The following is a 17,550-nucleotide window of genomic DNA, read 5'->3' as shown; positions in this document are numbered from 1 at the left end:
GGCAGGAACGATGCGCATCGCGCTGCTCTACCCACCGCCCTGGAAGATCCCCGCGCCCGGGGAGGCGCTCGACGCGAGCGGCGACGGCCCGCCGGCCGAGTACCGCGAGGGCGACCTCGACCCGGACTTCCACCAGACCCCGTACGGGCTCTTCTCGCTGGGCGCGCAGGCCATCCGCGCGGGCCACCAGGTGAAGGTGCTGAACCTCTCGTCGTACCCGTTCTCGCAGGTCGAGCGGGTCGTGCGCGAGCTCGGTGCGGACGTGTTCGGCCTGTCGTGCTGGACCGCCAACCGGCGCGGCGTGGCGCTCACCGCCCGGTGCATCCGGCGGCTCCACCCCGGGGCGCACATCGTCGTCGGCGGGCCGCACGCGACCCCGCTCGCGGCCGAGATGCTGCGGCACCACCCCGAGATCGACACGGTGACGCTCGGCGAGAGCGAGCACTCGTTCCTCGAGCTCCTCGAGCGCCTCGAGGCCGGCCGCCCCGCGCTCGGCGTCGCCGGCACGGCTTACCGCGTCGACGGCCGGGTCGAGCTCGGCCCGCCCCGGCCCGCGATCGAGGAGCTCGACGCGCTCGCGTCGCCGCACGACCACTTCGCCACGCACATCGTGATGACCTCGCGCGGCTGCGCCTGGGCGTGCACGTTCTGCGGGGCCGAGGCGACGTGGGGCCGCGGCTTCCGGGGTCAATCGGTGCCCTACGTCCTCGACTCCATCGAGGCCGCCGTGGCGAAGCTGCCGGTGAAGATGGTCCAGATCAAGGACGACACCTTCACGACGAACCGCAAGCGCGTCATCGAGATCTGCCGCGGCATCCGCGATAGGAAGATCTCTTTCCTGTGGAGCTGCGACACGCGCGTCGACGTGCTCGGCGAGGAGCTGCTCCGCGAGATGCGCCTCGCCGGCTGCCAGCGCCTGAGCCTCGGCGTCGAGTCGGGCTCGCCGTCCATCCTGAAGAACATCGACAAGAAGATCACGGTCAAGAAGATCATCGAGTCGACGGAGCTCGCGAAGAAGTACGGGATCCAGGTCCGCTACTACATGATGCTGGGCAACCGCGGCGAGACGGCGGAGACGTTCCGCGAGACGCTCGCGTTCCTGGAGGCGGCGAGGCCGCACCAGTACATCTTCTCGTGCCTGTCCATCTACCCCGGCACGCGTGACTTCGACGACGCCGAGGCGGCGGGCTGGCTGGAGCGCGACGTCTACTTCCGCGGCGACTTCCAGGAGCTCAAGACGCCGTTCGACGCCTCGGAGGAGGACACGGCGCTGATGAGCGCCTGGTTCGAGCAGAACAAGGGGCTGCGCGAGCTCTACCGCGAGGGGGTGGAGGAGCGCCTGGCGATCCTCGAGCGGCTCGGCGACCACCACGCGGCGCACCTGGAGCTCGGCGTCGCCTACCTCGACGCGGGGCAGCTCGACCTCGCGGAGCGGCACGCCGCGCGCGCGCTGGAGCTCGGCCACCCGCTGCCGGGGCTCGCGCTCAACGCGCTCGCGTGCGTCGCGGCGGGCCGGCGCGACTGGCAGGCGATGCAGGACCACTTCACGGCGGCGGCGAAGCGCGACCCGCAGCACGCCGTGCTCATCCGCAACGTGCAGGCGGCGCGCGCGTGGTTCGCGAAGGGCGGGCCGGGCAAGGGGCTCCCGCTCGATCTCGTCGCGCGCTGCGACTTCCAGCTCCTGGAGCGGACCGCGCAGCCGGCGCTCCCGGGGCCGCTCCCGGAGGACTTCGCGGCGTGGCCGCAGGCCGTGGCGCGGCCCGCGCCTGCGCGTCCGGCCGAAGCGGGCGGACGCGACGCAGCGGCGCAGCGAGGGCGGCTCCGGGTGCTGCCGTCGTAGCGCCGGGCGGCGCGGCGCCCCGGTTCCTCCGGCCCTCCCGGCGTGCTACCCGCCCTTCCATGTCGACGAGCACAGACCATGGCCGCCCCGGCGCCGGCCCGGCGCCGGCGGCGGATCCACCGCTCCAGGGCGCGAAGGCGCCGAGCCACGCCGAGCGCTGCCGCACGCTGGCGCAGCGGGCCCGCGCCGCCACGCTGTGCACGCTCGCGCGGGATCCCGCCGGCTATCCGTACGGCTCGCTCGTCGCTGTCACCGTGGACGGTCACGGGCGCCCGCTGCTGCTGCTCTCGGCGCTCGCCGAGCACACAGGCAACCTCAAGGTCCGCGCCGAGGCGTCGCTGCTCCTCGCCGAGCCCGCCGAGGGCCTGGCCGACCCGCTCGCGCTCGGCCGGATGACCCTGATGGGCCCGTGCCGCTCGCTCGAAGGCGCGGAGGCGGCCGCCGCCCGGACGAGCTTCCTCGCGGCGCACCCGCGCGCGTCGTACTACGTCGATTTCACAGACTTTTCTTTCTACCGGCTCGACCCGGTGTCGATCCGCTACGTCGGCGGCTTCGGCCGCATGTCCTGGGTCGAGGCCGACGCCTACGCGGCCGCCGAGCCGGATCCGCTCGCCGCCGACGCCGCGGGCATCCTCGAGCACATGAACACCGATCACGCCGACGCGGTCCTCGCATACGCGAAGGTCCTCGCCGGCATCAAGGACGCCACCGGCGCGACGATGACCTCGGTCGATCGTTACGGCTTCGAGCTCGATGTCATCACGCCGGCGGGGCCGAAGGCGGCGCGCCTCCCGTTCGGCGCGCCGGTCTCGGCGACGGACGAGGTGCGGAAGGCGATGGTGTCGCTGGTGCGCGAGGCGCGCGGCCGCACCGCCTAGCGGCGCGCCGCGCGGGCGCCGTCCTGCCGCCGCCGGCGCGGGGGAGGCCGCCGTCCGCCATGGCGGCGCCAGCCCCGAAGCGCGCCTCACCCCCCCGGCACCCGCTGATTTCAGCGATTCGCTCCCTGGTATGCGACCTGCCGAGGTCGCGCTGCATGGGAGACGCCGACATCACGTTGCGACACATCGCCCGGAGGTGCCCCGGCGACCTGACGCGCGTCTTTGTTCCCGAGGGCAGACCGGTCGAGGTCCTCGGTTGGATAGACACGCAGGTCACGAAGCTCGAGCGGCGCCTCGACAAGGCGCTGCGCCTGCGCGTCGGCGCCGAGCTGCGCGTGCTGCACGTCGAGTTCTGCTTCGCGTGGCGCGACGACGTGCCCGACCAGATGTTCGAGTACCTCGGCTTCCTCTTCGCCGCGCTTCGGCGCGAGGCCCCCGGAGAGCCGGTGCCGCCCATCGAGAGCGTCGCCGTGGTCCTCTCGGGCCGCAGGCAGCGCCTGCCCGCGACAGGGACGCGCCGCACCGCCTGGCGCGAGCGGCAGTTCAGCGGCGCGCGCTTCCGCATCGACGCGGTCTACCAGCGCACGGTCGCCGAGCTCAGGGCGCGCGGCAGCGTGTTCTGGCTCGTGTTCGCCCCGCTTGCCCGGGACGCCACTGCCGCCGCGATGCGGGAGGTCGTCGCGGAGATCCACGCGCGGGTGGCGACCGGCGAGGAGCGGGTCGAGTTATATACAGCGCTCCTCGTCATGGCGGCCATCGACCCCTGGAGACACAATCTGCGGAAGGAGATCGTCATGTTGATGGACGACACGGAGACGGAGAAGGAGCTGCTCTGGAGCGTACCGTGGATGAGAGAGGCGCTCGACGAGCGCGTGCGGGAGGCCGAGCAGCAGGTCATCGCCCAGCTGCTCGGCCGTCTCTTCGCGCGGCGGGTCGGGCGCCGGCCCACAGCCGAGGAGGAGCGCTCGATCGTCGAGCGCGCACAGGCCCTCGGGCCGGGCGAGGTCGAGGATGCTCTGCTCGATCTCGACAGCGACGCGCTGGTGCGCTGGCTCGCCGAGCCGATCCGCCGCTGACCCCAGCGCGATCCTGACGGCGACGCCCCTCCGGGGAGGCGCTCTGCAGCCCGTCACCCGTCGCGGCGCCGCGGGCCGCCCGACCTCCTCCCGACGCCACGGCGAGAGCGCCCCAGCGCGTGGTGGAGCCCGCTCTGGAGCGAGCTCAGCGTGACGATCTCCCGCAGGTCGATGCCGATGCTCACCATCGTCTGCGCCACCTCGGGGCCGACGCCGGTGAGGATGACCTCCGCGCCGAGCAGCTTCACCGCCTGGGCCGCCCTGATCAGCGAGTCCGCGATCTCGGCGTCCACCACCGGCACGCCGGTGACGTCGAGGATGACGGTGACCGCGCGCTGCGCCACCACCCCCTGGAGCAAGCGCTCCAGCAGCTGCTCGATGCGCACCCGGTCGAGCCGCCCGACGAGGGGCATCACCAGGATCCCCGCGTCGAGCGGGATGAGCGGCGTCGAGAGCTCCCGGATGGTCGCCTCCTGCGCGTCGATCATCTGCGCTTGAAGCGCCGCGCGCTCCGCCTCGGCCCGCCGGAGCTCGGTCACGTCGTACCCCTCGGCGATCAGGAGGACGCTCTGGCCCAGCGTGTCGAGGATCGGCTTCATCTTGAGGTCGAGCGTTGCCACGCGCCCGCCGGGCCCGTGGATCTGGACCTCGCACGACGACGGCGCGCCCGCCGCTGCCCGGCGGACGCACTCCTTGATCCGCTCCCCTGCGCTCGCTCCGCCGACCCAGAACGGCGCCTGCCAGAGCGGCCCGCCGCGCGCTTCGCCCGGCCGCGCCCCGGTGAAATCGGCCATCGTCCGGTTGCGCTCGATCAGGTCCCCGTGCGGGGTGAGCAGGCCGATGAACATCGAGGTCTCGTCGAAGATCGCCCGGAACTTCTGCTCGCTCTCGCGCAGCGCCTGCTCGCGCCTCAGCTGCTCCGTGAGGGGCCGCGAGAAGGCGGAGAAGAACTGCTCATCACCGCTCTGGACGAGGTGAGAGCTGACCTCGACGTCGATCAGGTGGCCGTCCTTGTGGCGGTGCCTCGCGAGGAAGCGGAGCGACCCCTTGGCCTTGATCTCCTCGATGACCATGGCGACCTCGTGCGGCGGCCGCGGGTCGATCTCGCCGATGTGCATCGTCAGGAGCTCGCTCCGGTCGTAACCCACGATGCCGGCGAAGGATGGATTGCAGTCGAGGATGTCCCCGTTCATCCCGACGACGTGGAAGCCCTCGCCGGCCGCCTGCAGGATGAGCCGCGTCCGTTCCTCCCGGCGCCCCAGCTGCTCATGGAGCCTGTCGATCTCCTTTCGCAATCCGGCGTTCTCCACCCGGAGCCGCTCGATGCTGTCCTGATCCGTCGCCACGTTCGCTCTTCCTTCCATCCTTCCGACCGCCCCCTCCCACCCCGCCGAGGAGCCGCTCTCCGCTCCCGCGCGTCTTCAGCGAACCAGGAAGATAGCCGATCCCCGCGTCACGCCGCGCGTTCGTCGGCTGCTCGAGCGCGTCGGACGCGCTCGACCGGAGCGGACGAGCTCGACGCACGACCGCGCGTGTCGCGGCGTGCCGCGACGTGTCGCCGCGGCGTTGCGCCCATGACATCAGCGCGCGACGCGCCTGCGCGATACGAGCATGCGCCCTCGGCCTCAGGCCCTCGGCCGGCGCCGGAGCGCGAACGTGCGATGCCCCTCCTTGCCCCTGACGCTGCCCGTGACGCCCACGATGAGCCTGTCCCCGGGGCGCGATCCCGCCCGGGCGCGGGCGCCGTCGCGCTGAGGTGGCTCGGGGTCGCCATCGCGGCGGCGGCGCTCTGGAGCACGCTGCGCGGCGCGGATCTCCCGAGCGTCGCGGCGCTCATCGCCTCGGTGGGGGCGCCGATGATGGCGCTCGCCCTGGTTCCCAACCTCGTCGCGCGGCTCTTCCAGGCCGAGGCGAGCCGGCGCGTCTTCGACACGTGCAACCCCGCGTCCGGGCGGCCGGCGCCGTTCTCCCGGTACCTCGCGCTCACGCTGTCGACCGAGGCGCTCAACATGAGCGTCCCCGCCGGCGCTGCCCTCTCCGAGTCGGTCACGTTCTATCTGCTGCACCGGTGGTGCGGGACCCCGGGGCCGCAGGCCGTCGCCGGCATCGCGGTGCGCAGGGCGCTGATCGTCCTCGCGAACGCCGCCTACGTGGGGATCGCCCTCGCGCTCGGCTTCGGCCACCTGGAGCGCGCCTCGCGCCCCCTGATCGGCGGGCCGGGGCTCCCGTGGCTCGTGGTCCTCTCGGGGCTCGGCCTGCTCGCCGTGGCGCTCGCGCTCGCGGGCGCGCTCCTCTCGGGGACGGTCGCGTCTCGGGTCTTCGCGTGGCTCAAGCGCCTGCCCGGCCAGCGCGTGAAGGCCTATATCGACGCGAGGGCCGCGGCCTTCTCCGCGACCGACCGGCACGCGGCCGCGCTCGCGGAGCGCCGCCCCGCGCTCGCGGCCGCGGCGCTGCTGCTGCTCGGGATGTGGCTCGCCGAGGGCGCCGAGACGTACTTCTTCCTCCGGCTCCTCGGGGTCGACGTCTCGCTCCCCGAGGTCCTCTCGTTCGAGGTCGTCCTCGCGCTCCTCCGCGCCGCCGCCTTCATGGTGCCTGCCGGGCTCGGCGTGCAGGACGCCGGCTATGTCGCCTTCCTGACCGCGCTCGGCGTGCCCGCCGCCGCCACGGTGGGCGCCGCCTTCGTCCTCATCAAGAGAGCCAAGGAGCTCGTGTGGATAGCGCTCGGCCTGCTCGTGTTCTTCGGCGGCCGGGCGGCGTTCCGCCCCGCGCCCGCCCCCATGGCGGGAAGCGAGGCGACGAGATGAGGAGACCGCGACCTCTTCGTCCGCCGCGGCGTCCGGCCGGAGAAGGTCGTCGTCACCGGGATACCGACCTTCTGACGAACCCCGCGTGAGAGGGAGCCTCGCTCCCTGCGCACGAACCCCGCCGTCCCTGAGCCGTTGCGAGGCCGCAAGACTCACATGGGGCGCGCAGCGAGGCAATTTGCCACACATCCGACCTCCGTCCGACGGCTGAATCCCGGGGATTTTGGCCCTGGTGAAGGCGCTCGCCAGCGGGCCCAGCCTGGGCACGCTTGCTGCCGTCGAGGTCGGTCATGTCGACCGAGCGCGAGGTGCGCGATGCCACAAAGACAAGAACCCGCACAGTCCGGCCAGAGGTGGCGCCTTACGTCGTAGGGATCGGCGCTTCCGCGGGGGGGCTCGAGGCGCTCGAGCACTTCTTCGAGAACATCCCGAAGGAGAGCGGGATGGCCTTCGTCGTGGTCCAGCACCTGTCGCCGGACTTCAAGAGCCTGATGGACGAGATCCTCGGGCGCCGCACCGAGCTGCCCATTCACCTCGTCGAGAACGGCATGCTGGTCGAGCCCGACCACGTCTATCTGATCCCGCCGAAGAAGGAGATGATCATCTCCGGCGACCGCCTCCTCCTGAGCGAGCGGGATCGCGACCAGGAGCTCGCGCTGCCCATCGACGTGTTCTTTCGATCCCTCGCGCAGGACTGCGGCCCGCGGGCGATCGCCGTGGTCCTCTCCGGGGGTGGCAGCGACGGCTCACGGGGGATCCGCGCGGTCCACGACGCGGGCGGGCTGGTCGTCGTGCAGGACGTCGACAGCGCGCAGTTCGACGGGATGCCGAAGACCGCGCGAGACGCCGGTGTGGCCGACTGCGTCCTGCCTCCCCAGGACATGCCGCGCGTCCTCCTCGATCACGTGAGGTCCAAGGGGCGTAGCCCGGAGCGGGACGCGGTCAGGGTCGATCAGGGGATGAGCGCGGTTTACAGGATGCTCGAGGAGCAGTTCGGCATCGACTTCACGCACTACAAACCGAGCACGGTCACCCGGCGCATCGAGCGGCGGATCCAGCTCGCGCATACGGACGATATCGAACAGTACGTCAAGCGCCTGAAGAGCAAGTCGAGCGAGCTCGACGTGCTCTACCGTGATCTCCTCATCGGCGTGACGCGCTTCTTCCGGAACGAGGAGGCGTTCGGCATCCTCGAGCGCTCGGTGCTCCCCGAGCTCCTGCGCGCGGGGCCGCGGGACGCCCCGTTCCGCGTGTGGGTGGCCGGCTGCGCGACGGGCGAAGAGGTCTATTCGCTCGCCATCCTCCTCCACGAGCTCACGTCCCGGAATGGCCAGCGACCGTTCAAGGTCTTCGCGACCGACGTGCACCATGGATCGCTCGAGATCGCGACGCGCGGGCTCTACGAGGAAGAGGCGGTGGTGAACGTCTCCCCCGAGCGCCTCGAGCGGTATTTCATCCGGCGCGGACGCAGCTACCAGGTTGTCCCGGACCTCCGCCAGGCGGTGGTCTTCGCGCACCACAACGTGATCAAGGACGCGCCGTTCACGCGCGTCGACTTCATCAGCTGCCGCAACGTGCTCATCTACCTTCAGCCGGCGGTGCAGCAGAAGGTCCTGAGCCTCTTTCACTTCGCGCTCAACCGCGGGGGCGTGGTCTTCCTCGGGCCCAGCGAGACGCCGGGGCACCTCGCGCACGACTTCGAGATGGTCGACAAGCAATGGCGGATCTACCGGAAGTACAGCGACCGGCGGATGCAGGTCGAGCCCCGCTTCCAGCCGGCATCGACGAAGGCCCGGAGCGCCCCGCGCTCGGGGATCACCGCGCCCATCGCGCGCCCCCCGGCGTCGTACCTGCTCGGGACCTACGACGCGCTGCTCGACGAGTTCATGCCTCCGAGCCTCCTCGTCAATGACACAGGGGAGCTCGTCCACGCGTTCGGCGGCGCGAGCCGGTTCCTGAAGGTCAAGGATGGCAGACAGGGGCTCGACGCCTTCGAGATGCTGGACTGCGACCTCAAGATGGTGCTGACGGGGGGCCTCGGGCGCGTCATCAAGGAGCGCACGGCGATCGTGTTCAAGGGGGTGCAAGCGGAGGGAGGCACCTACAAGGTCACGATGCGCCGGGTCGAGAGCCGACGAGGCACCTTGCCCCACGTCCTCATCACGTTCGACGCGATCGACGCGAACGACGGGGCGCCGCGCCGGGCGGCGGTGCCGGTGAAGGAGATCGACCTGGACGACGTGTCGCGCGAGCAGCTCGGCGCGCTCGAGGCGGAGCTCGGTTACACGAAGCAGACCTTGCAGGCGATGACCGAGCAGCTCGAGGCGAGCAACGAGGAGCTGCAGGCGGCGAACGAAGAGCTCCTCGCTTCCAACGAGGAGCTGCAGAGCACGAACGAGGAGCTCCAGAGCGTCAACGAGGAGCTCTATTCGGTGAACGCGGAGTACCAGCGGAAGATCGCCGATCTCACCGAGCTCGGAAACGACATGGAGAACCTCCTGTCGAGCACGGACATCGGCACCATCTTCCTCGACAGGGAGCTCAAGATCAGGAAATTCACGCCGCAGATCGCGGAGAGCTTCAACCTGCTCTTGCAGGACGTCGGCAGGCCGATCGAGACGTTCACGTATGCGGTCGACCACCCGGAGCTCACCGCGGATCTCAAGCGCGTGCTCGCGACGGGGGAGCGCGTGGAGCGCGAGCTGCGCGACCGGCATGGTCGCTCGTTCTTTCTTCGCATCCTCCCCTACCGTGCCAAGGGCACCATCGCGGGGGTCGTGCTCACGCTCATCGACGTGAGCGGCCTGAAGGCGGCGGAGGACGCGCTCTTCCACGAGCGCTATCTCCTGAACAGCCTGCTCCGCAGCGTGCCCGACGCGATCTACTTCAAGGACGCGCGCGGCCGGTTCATTCGCACGAACAACGCCATGGCGGAGCGCCTCGGCCTCTCCGATCCAGGCGAAGCGGCGGGTAAGACCGGCTTCGAGCTGCCTGGGTACGAGGCGGCGCTCGCCGTTCACAAGCAGGACGAGGTGGTGCTGCGGACCGGCGAGGCGCAGCATTACAAGCTGGAGAAGCGCGTGCGGCAGGATGGCGTCGTGGAGTGGGACCTCGTCACGCGGCTCCCGCTCATCGACGCGGCGCGCCACATCGTGGGTATCATCGGGATCTTCCGGAGCGTCACCGCGCAAAAGCGATCGGAGGAGCAGATCAAGGACGCCGTGCGCAGGCGCGACGAGTTCCTCGCCATGCTGTCGCACGAGCTCCGCAACCCTCTTGGCGCGATCGTCCACGCCACGGCGCTGCTCAAGGAAGACTGCTCCGCGCCTTCCGGCGCGTCCGGGATTGACGAGAAGGTCGTCCAGATCCTCGAGCGTCAGTCCGCGCAGATGGCGCGCCTGCTCGACGATCTGCTGGAGGCGAGCCGCGTCACGCAGAACAAGATCGAGCTTCGAAAGCGCGTGCTCGACCTCGGCTCGGTGGTGAAGGACGCCGCCGACGCGGTCAAGAACCTCATGGACACGCGCGGCGTCGATTTCGCGGTCATCGTCGATCCCGAGCCGATCTGGGTCGAGGGCGACCCAGCGCGGCTCCAGCAGGTTCACGTGAACCTGCTCAACAACGCTGCGAAGTACACCTCGCGAGGGGGTCATGTCACGCTGGAGGCCAAGCGCGTGGACGGACACGCGGTGGTCCGCGTGAAGGACGACGGCGTCGGGATCCCGAAGGAGATGCTCGACACGGTGTTCGAGCTCTTCGTGCAATCGAGCCGCACCCTGGACCGATCGGCGGGGGGGCTCGGCGTGGGGCTCACCCTCGTCCGAGGCCTCGTCGAAAAGCACGGCGGCACCGTGAGCGCGCGGAGCGAGGGAGAGGGCAAAGGGTGCGAGTTCGAGGTGCGGCTGCCGATCTCCGAGCCGCCATCCGAGCAGGAGGCGGCGCGCGGCTCGCTGCCCGGGAAGCTCCCCAGGAGATCGCGGGTCGTCGTCGTGGAGGACAACGACGACGGCCGCGAGGCGCTCTGCGCGCTCCTGACGCGCGCCGGGTTCGAGTGCCATTCGGCGAATCACGGGATCTCGGGGATCGAGCTCATGGACGAGGTGCTCCCGCACGTGGCCATCGTGGACATCGGGCTGCCGGGGATCGACGGCCTCGAGTTCGCGCGCCGCGTTCGAGAGAAGCCCCAGCACAAGAACGTCTATCTGATCGCGCTCACCGGCTACGGGCAGCAGGGCGACCGCGAGAGGGCGCGTGGAGCCGGGTTTGACGAGCACATCGTGAAGCCCGTCGATCTCGGCACGCTCAAGCGGCTGCTCGCCGAAGGCGAGCCGGTGACGGGCGAGAGCGGCGCCTGAGGCGCTCGACCGACGGGCAGGATTAGGCGCCGCCGGCGCGGCTCGACGGTCGCGCTGGCCGACGCTGGCGAGCTGTCAGAGGCACTCGACGAGGCCGTCGTAGAGCGATCGGTCCGTTCCAGGGAGCGCCGCGTTGATCGCCCGACCTGACGGCGCCGAGAGCGCCTCGACGAGGTCGGTCACGGCGGTGTCCGGGGCGACGGGCATCTCGCAGAGGAAGATCCTCGCGTCCACCTCCACCTCGCCCGTGGAAGGCACGATCTCCTCGTTGCTCGCGGCGAGGACCCACACGCAGCTGCCTATCGTCCCGGCGTGCTCCTCGACGGAGCAACGGAGTCGAAGCGGCATGTAGTTCGTGAAATCGCCTTCGCAGAACGTGTCGCCGCACACGACGTCGAAGTCGTCGTTCAGCTCGCGGAGCAGCCCGTACCAGGCGTCGATCTCGGCCGAGCTCGTGAAGTACGACTCGGCGTCGACGAAGCTCTTCGCGCCTGTCGAGCTGGCCGGCGCCGCTGCGTCGTCGCGCTGCGGTGTGGTGCTCTCCGATGGCTCCGGGGCGCCGCCTTGCGCTGCGGAGCAGGCGACCGCGAGGACAGGGAGAAGCATGGACATGGCATGATGAACCGACATGGGTGCCTCCATCCGAGCGCGGCGCGTGACGCCGGCTCGGGCTAGCACGCCGCTTCCGGGCCTCGCGCCGTCCCGCAACGGCGGGACCAGCGCGAGGTCGGACCTCGCGGCGTTCTGGTAGGCACGTAGTGCGAGCGGTGTGCCGCGGCCTTTTTGCCGGATCTTCTGGCCCTCTCCGCGCTCCGGGACCTGGCGGCCGCCACGCGCGCCGCCAGTTCCGCCAGCTCGGGGCCATCGCGCGCGGCGTTCAGATCAGGGCGGCTCCCGGCGTCGCAGCAACGCGCGTGATCGGGCGAGCCCCCGGCCTCACAGAGGGTGGTGTCGAAGCCAGGTCTCGAAGTTGGTGAGTGGAATGCCAAGCGCCCGTGCCGCCTCGGGCGTGGCCGGGCTGCCGTGGTGATTCAGCCGCTCGTGCGGGCGCGCAATCGTGGGCATCAGACCCCGGGCGATGGCCTCGTCGGCCGTGAGCGACGGAGCTTCGATGGGAAGGTCGAGCGCACGGGCCAGGGCACGGGCGATCTCGCGCATCGTCAACCGTTCGCTCGCGAGCTCGAGCTCCACGCCGTGGAACCGTGACGGCTCCTGGACAGCGGCTGCGGCCGCTGCCCCGATGTCCTGCACGGCGACCAGGGCCAGCTCCGTGTCAGGCGCGATCGTGGTGAGCAGGCGGTCCCCCGTGCCCCCCTCGAACATGATGGAAGGGCGGACGAAGTTCTCCATGAAGAAGGACGGCTTGATGAGGGTCCAGAAGCGGAATCCGGCGTTCTTCACAAGCTCTTCGGTGTACGCCTTGCTCTCCCAGTAATTGCGAATATGGCCTCGCTCGAGCTCCCAGCCCGGCGCTCGCCGGTGGTGCGCGCCGGCTCCGGACACCGAGGTGTGGATGAACTGGGGCACGCCGACGGCCCGGGCTGCCTCGACGAGGTTCTTCCCCTGTAGTCGCTCGGAGTCCGACTCGGGATCGGCCATGCTCGGGTGCTGCACGGAGAACACCGCCCGCGCCCCCTCGCAGGCGATGCGCAGCGAGCCGGGGTCGTCGAAGTTGCCCCGCACGAGGGCCGCGCCTCGAGCGCGCAACGCGATTGCAGGAGCCACGCCAGGGTCACGAACGAGCGCACGCACGGGGACGCCTCGCCCGAGCAGCGCAGCGGCGACGGCCCCGCCTTGCCTCCCCGTGGCGCCGGTGACCAGCACCGGCTCGGTGGTCGCTTCAATGGACATGAGCTACCCTTCCCGAGGCGAATGAAGGCCTCGAATCACCCCCCAACCATGCGGCGCTCGAGCGGCTGCGACCAGCCGAGCGCGTCCACGTTGTTTGCGAAATCGTCCAGCCGGGGCCGCTCATGGACGCGCTGAGCGAACTCCTGTCCTCGGTTCGAGCGAGGTCGGCGTCGTGGGCTTGCCTCGACGCGAGGGCGCCATGGGGCGTCGCGCTTCGAGGTAGGCCTTCGACCTTCTGCGTCCACCATGTGGTGAGCGGCGCGGCCTGGGTCTCGGCCGAGAACGACGGCCACGCGCTCGCCCTGGCGACCGGTGATGTCGCCGTGGTACCGCATGGCCGGGCGCATTCGCTCCGTGATCGTGCCGATACGCCGCTCGTCGCTTTCGAAGCGCTGCCCGGGGTCCGCGCGGGCGGTGACGAGCGCGTGTGGCGCCTGACCCTGGGCGGTGTGGGGACCGAGGCGAGGGTCACGTCGGCGCTCGTCGAGCTCGAGGATCCGTTCTCCGTCCCGATCGTGTCGTCGTTGCCGCCCGTGTTCCGGCTCGCGGGTGCGGGCGCGGGTCAGACGGCGCTCGTGGAGCACCTCCGTCTCCTCGCGCGCGAGATCGAGTCGAGGCCGTTCGGCTCCGATCTCGCGCTCGCCCGCATGGCAGACGTGCTGTTCATCCACGTGATGCGGGCATACGTCGAGACGCTGGGCGACGAGCCTTCGCACTCGTGTCGATCGCTCGAGCTGGTGAGCGCGCTGCGCGATCCGGGCGTGGCCACGGCCCTGGGCCTGATGAGCGGCCGACCGGAGCATCCGTGGACGGTCGCCTCGCTCGCCGAGCAGGTCGGGCTGTCGCGGTCCGCCTTCGCTGCGCGCTTCACGAGCCTCGTCGGCGAGCCGCCGCTCGGCTTCCTCACGCGGATGCGCATGCAGAGGGCGACGATGTTGCTGCGCGAAGGCGCGACGCTCGCGTTGGCGTCTCAGCTCACCGGCTACGCATCGGAGGCCTCGTTCAGCCACGCGTTCCGACAGTGGTCGGGCATGGCGCCGGGGGCCTACCGTCGCCAGCAGCACGTGCGCCAGAGCAATCCACCAGCTGAGCCAGGCGCCCGGCCCCGAGCCGGGGGAGGCCAGGATCCGCCAGCCCGACGAGCCGCAAGGGCGTGAGGCGCGGGTATGCGAGAGGCGACGGCAGAGGTGATTCCCCGTGGACGAATCGCGCCAGGACCGGCACGATGCCTCGCCATGGGACGACGGAAGGCGCATGCTGCGGCGATCCAGGATAAGGGGTGCGCGCCGGGCTCGACGCAGGCCAGCGAGGCGCCCGCCCTGCCGCTCGCCGCGGGCGTGATGGTCTGTCTCGGCGTGTGGGCGCGGAGGTGCAAGGTCCGATGCTGAAATGGCTGCTCGTCGGGCTCGTTGTGTTCCTGGTCTACCGGTTCGCGATGAAGCGGCCGCGTTACGATCGGCTGTTCTCGCCGGACCACCTGATCGAGCTCTCGCGCGGGGTCGGCCGCGCCAAGGAGACAGCGCTCAGGCGCGCCGGGGAGGGCCCGCCGGCGGACCCGTTCGCCGAGGGCAATGCGTTCATCACGTCTGCCGACATCGCCGTTGTGTATACAGTCGCCGAGGCCGGCAAGGACGGACGCGAGCACCACGTCTCGCTCTCGTTTCGCGGCGGCGCTCTCGCTCGTGCTGCCGCGGGGTTCCTTGCCGCGGCGCTCTGCCGATTGCTCGGCCTGGGGGAGATGCAGCGCGTGCTCGCGGTCTCGAACAGCGGCGTCTACCACCTGATCTTTCAGGTCTCCTCCGCGGACGAGGAAGGATTCGCAGCGCGATCCGTCCCGAAGCTCGACGATGCGTCTGCGCGGAGGCTCGTCGGCGTGGCCATGGAGGATCGGGGCCCGCTGCTCGCGCGCCTCGGCAAGCTCGACGTCAAGGTCCCGAAATGACGCTCTTGCTTCTCGACCTCTCCGCCGTGCGCTGACCGGCTGCGCCGTCAGTTACCGTCGGATACACCCCATGAAAAACCCTGGGCCTCGATCGCGTCGAGCAGCGATGCCGTGGCGCGATGGGCGGCGGTCAGGGAATCGGCCAGGGTTCGGGCGCTGGTCCACTGCCCTGCGTTGGCGAGGATCCTCTACTCGCAGTCGACGAACACGACGTCGTAGGCGATGGTCGCCGAGATTCCGGAGACGCTCACGGAGTAGGTGTTGCCGGCTTCAGGGTCCCAGCCGTTCGGCACGATGCGAATGGCGTTCGTCGAGCCGTAGCGCCCCTGGAGCGGCTCGACGTCGACGGCCAGAGGGGCTCCGGCGCTCGTGATCGTCACCTCGGCGTTCTCGAGCTCGATGTCCTCACTTTGAATCGACCAGCCGGTGTCGCTGAGGGAGCTCCAGCGGTCGGCATACGCCTGCATCGGGAACACCCCGGGCGGAGGCCATGCCGTCCACTCCTTGCCTGCGCGCCCCGTCCCTCCGATGTTCTGCATGCAGGAGGCGCCGCTCTTCCCGGTGGAGCCGAGGCCGATCGGACCGAGATCGTTCGCAAGGATGATGCGCCGGTGGCCGAAGGTCGTCTCGTTCCCGGGGTCGATCAGATAGCCCTGAACGCTCGCAACGCCGGGGCCGCTCGAGATGTTGCTTGTCCTCGCGCCGTCCGCGCCTGTCTTCGAGTAGCACTTCCAGCTCTCCGGCGGCTCGTGCGAGAGCGAGTTGTTCGCGTCCATCATGAGCGCGCAGGCCTGGGCCTGAGCGTCGCGGGTGGGCTCGGTCACGACCGGGGGCAAGTCCGCCAGCCAGCGGTACAGGTTGAAGAGCCGGAGCGCGTTCGCTCGACCCTCGGCAGAGATGTCTCCCGGGTCGCACTCGGGATCGAGCGAGCCGCTCCACGTGCCTTCGCTCATGTCGGCGGTGTCGGCGTTGAAGCGCGCGCAGGTGCCCTCCGGCGAGCGATCGCCCGTCTCGGGCGTCGACCCTCCCGAACCCCCCGATGCCGCGCCTCCGCCCCCTGCGCCTGTGCTGACCGCTGACGACCCCCCCGTAGAAGTGCCGCCGGTTCCTTCGGCGCTCGAGGCGTCCGAGCCCGAACCCGCACCGCCGCTGCTCGCGGCTGCTCCACCCGTCCCGCCCGACCCGCTCGCTGGCGGTGAGCCGCCCGACGAACCTGGCGTGCCAGGAGCGGCATCTTCGCTGCTGCAGGACGCGGCGGCCGCGACGAGGAACGCCGTCGATGCGACGAGTCGAAAGCGAGTGAAAGCCGTTTTCATGATGAGAGAAGGAAATCCAAACGCCCCGGAAACGTCAAGCCCCGATTGCGGGACCTGCACCGGGTTGACAGGACGTCTTTCGACGCGATCCGCTTCCTTCCTGAAAGGAGGCGGGGAGCTCCCGGATCCATCGGTCGACCCGGGAGATGAACGGTGAGTCCGTCTTACGCCGCAGATCGGCGACGACGACGGGCCAGCGCGCCAAGCCCTGCCACGAGCAATCCGACGAGCGCGCCGCCGGGCAGCCGACCCCTGGAGGCCACGTTGAAGCTGCACCCACCGTCGTCCGACGCGCTGTCGCCGCCTGTCGTGGTCGGATCGCTGTCTCCGGAAGAGGTGCTTCCACCCGCGTTGCTCGTCGAGCCGCCCGTGGTGGCTCCGCTGGTGCCTTGCGCCGCGCCTCCGGTGGTCGCTCCGCTACTAGTCGCTCCGCTGCTGGCAGTGCTGCCGCTCGCGTTGCCACCTGCGCCTGAAGTGGCGCCGTTTGCGCTGCCACCTTCGCCACCTGCGCCGGAGGCGCTGCTGCCTCCGCCCGACGCGTCGCTGCCGCCGGTGCCATCACCGCCGCCCGCGCCTTCTCCGGTGGACGGAGGGTCCATATCCAGCCCGAAGAAGCGCACGGCGTCGGCCCACAAGCCTCGCCCCGAGAGATCGTGCGGGGCGCCTTGCGCGGAGTTCGTCTCCAGGACGAGCGTCCCCGCAGCATTCGAGTAAGAGGCCCGACTCCAGGTATCCGAGGAGCCCTTGAAGCTGCTCGTCTTGCTGTCGGACTGACTCAGACCCAGGACGTTCGTCCACTGCGCGATCTCGGCAGGAAAATTCGGGTCGTAGTTGAGGGTGGTGTCAGCCGTTCCGTGCCAGAGCTGAATCCGAGGCCGCGCGCCCGTGAAGTTCGGGCTCGCCTTGCGCACGATGTCACCCCACTGGGCAGCGGTCCTGTTGGCAGGGGTCGTCCAGCCATAGGCGTTTCCTCCCGTCCAGGCGCCGGCGGGAACACCAGCCAGCACCGAACCCCCGGCGAACACGTCGGGGTAGGCAGCGAGGAGCGCGTTCGTCATGCAAGCGCCGGAGGACGCCCCCGCAGCGAAGACCCGGGTCGGATCGGCGTGGTGCTGTGTGATGGCGTACTGGACCATCTTGGTGATGGCCTCTCGCTCACCGCTGCGCGCGGGCGTTGCGTCAAAGCAGTTGCCGCCCGCTTGCGGCGTGATGATGAGGAAGCCGTGCTGATCCGCCAGACCCTGGAACCAGCCATGAGCGTTTCCTGCGTTCCCGCTGCAGTAGTGCAGCGAGACCACGATCCCCGGCGAAGCGTCGACCTTGTCCGGGACATAGAGGTCCATGGGCGTGTTCCCGCCGTAGTTGACCCGGGTCTGCCACGAAGCCGCCAATGACGGCGAGATCGCGAGCAATACAGTTGCGAGGGAAGCGGCGGCGGGCGCGACGAATCGAAGGGTGGTGGTCATTGGCTATCTCGCTATCGCTATT

13 protein-coding genes are annotated in these 17,550 nt (G+C 70.3%); 8 read left to right on the top strand and 5 right to left on the bottom strand.

What is annotated here, in order from left to right; all coding sequences use genetic code 11:
- Window positions 1-10 precede the first annotated feature (10 nt).
- The 3 genes from POL72_RS00885 to POL72_RS00875 all read left to right on the top strand — a co-directional run bounded on the left by POL72_RS00885 (window position 11) and on the right by POL72_RS00875 (window position 3,794).
- Window positions 11-1,840 (top strand): B12-binding domain-containing radical SAM protein, encoded by a 1,830-nt coding sequence (locus tag POL72_RS00885; protein WP_272092982.1) that lies wholly within the window; start codon window positions 11-13, stop codon window positions 1,838-1,840.
- Window positions 1,841-1,899: 59 nt separating this feature from the next.
- Window positions 1,900-2,718: a HugZ family pyridoxamine 5'-phosphate oxidase gene (locus tag POL72_RS00880; protein ID WP_272092981.1), complete on the top strand. Its 819-nt coding sequence runs from the start codon at window positions 1,900-1,902 to the stop codon at window positions 2,716-2,718.
- Between the two features lie 155 nt (window positions 2,719-2,873).
- Entirely contained in the window at window positions 2,874-3,794 is a 921-nt protein-coding gene (locus tag POL72_RS00875) for a hypothetical protein (RefSeq protein WP_272092980.1), read from the top strand.
- A 53-nt stretch (window positions 3,795-3,847) separates the two neighbouring features.
- Here POL72_RS00875 and POL72_RS00870 read toward each other — a convergent pair whose 3' ends face one another.
- Window positions 3,848-5,140, bottom strand: coding sequence for a PAS domain S-box protein (locus POL72_RS00870; RefSeq protein WP_272092979.1), 1,293 nt, complete (start codon window positions 5,138-5,140; stop codon window positions 3,848-3,850).
- Between the two features lie 315 nt (window positions 5,141-5,455).
- On the opposite strand from POL72_RS00870, the gene POL72_RS00865 reads away from it, so the two are divergent.
- Together POL72_RS00865 and POL72_RS00860 are read left to right on the top strand one after the other, a co-directional pair.
- Window positions 5,456-6,598, top strand: coding sequence for a lysylphosphatidylglycerol synthase transmembrane domain-containing protein (locus tag POL72_RS00865; RefSeq protein WP_272092978.1), 1,143 nt, complete (start codon window positions 5,456-5,458; stop codon window positions 6,596-6,598).
- Between the two features lie 353 nt (window positions 6,599-6,951).
- A complete protein-coding gene (locus tag POL72_RS00860; protein ID WP_272092977.1) occupies window positions 6,952-10,953 on the top strand; it encodes a chemotaxis protein CheB in 4,002 nt (1,333 codons plus the stop codon).
- A gap of 75 nt (window positions 10,954-11,028) precedes the next feature.
- Here the strand turns inward: POL72_RS00860 and POL72_RS00855 are convergent, their stop codons facing one another.
- Together POL72_RS00855 and POL72_RS00850 are read right to left on the bottom strand one after the other, a co-directional pair.
- Window positions 11,029-11,583 (bottom strand): hypothetical protein, encoded by a 555-nt coding sequence (locus POL72_RS00855; protein ID WP_272092976.1) that lies wholly within the window; start codon window positions 11,581-11,583, stop codon window positions 11,029-11,031.
- 306 nt (window positions 11,584-11,889) lie between these two features.
- On the bottom strand, window positions 11,890-12,804 hold the full coding sequence (locus POL72_RS00850) for an NmrA/HSCARG family protein (RefSeq protein WP_272092975.1): 915 nt from the start codon (window positions 12,802-12,804) through the stop codon (window positions 11,890-11,892).
- Window positions 12,805-12,926: 122 nt separating this feature from the next.
- Here POL72_RS00850 and POL72_RS00845 point away from each other — a divergent pair, with 122 nt between their 5' ends.
- The 3 genes from POL72_RS00845 to POL72_RS00835 all read left to right on the top strand — a co-directional run bounded on the left by POL72_RS00845 (window position 12,927) and on the right by POL72_RS00835 (window position 14,746).
- A complete protein-coding gene (locus POL72_RS00845; RefSeq protein WP_272092974.1) occupies window positions 12,927-13,961 on the top strand; it encodes an AraC family transcriptional regulator in 1,035 nt (344 codons plus the stop codon).
- Between the two features lie 78 nt (window positions 13,962-14,039).
- Window positions 14,040-14,192, top strand: a complete 153-nt coding sequence (locus tag POL72_RS00840; protein WP_272092973.1) for a hypothetical protein — start codon at window positions 14,040-14,042, stop codon at window positions 14,190-14,192.
- Window positions 14,186-14,746: a hypothetical protein gene (locus POL72_RS00835; RefSeq protein WP_272092972.1), complete on the top strand. Its 561-nt coding sequence runs from the start codon at window positions 14,186-14,188 to the stop codon at window positions 14,744-14,746. The genes POL72_RS00840 and POL72_RS00835 overlap by 7 nt, the downstream gene beginning before the upstream one ends.
- A 188-nt stretch (window positions 14,747-14,934) precedes the next feature.
- Here POL72_RS00835 and POL72_RS00830 read toward each other — a convergent pair whose 3' ends face one another.
- Together POL72_RS00830 and POL72_RS00825 are read right to left on the bottom strand one after the other, a co-directional pair.
- Window positions 14,935-15,699: a CAP domain-containing protein gene (locus POL72_RS00830; protein ID WP_272092971.1), complete on the bottom strand. Its 765-nt coding sequence runs from the start codon at window positions 15,697-15,699 to the stop codon at window positions 14,935-14,937.
- A 527-nt stretch (window positions 15,700-16,226) separates the two neighbouring features.
- Window positions 16,227-17,528: an extracellular catalytic domain type 1 short-chain-length polyhydroxyalkanoate depolymerase gene (locus tag POL72_RS00825; protein ID WP_272092970.1), complete on the bottom strand. Its 1,302-nt coding sequence runs from the start codon at window positions 17,526-17,528 to the stop codon at window positions 16,227-16,229.
- Window positions 17,529-17,550 lie beyond the last annotated feature (22 nt).

It is taken from the genome of Sorangium aterium (genome assembly GCF_028368935.1).
GTDB lineage: Bacteria > Myxococcota_A > Polyangia > Polyangiales > Polyangiaceae > Sorangium > Sorangium atrum.
This window is presented reverse-complemented; position numbering and strand designations above follow the sequence as displayed.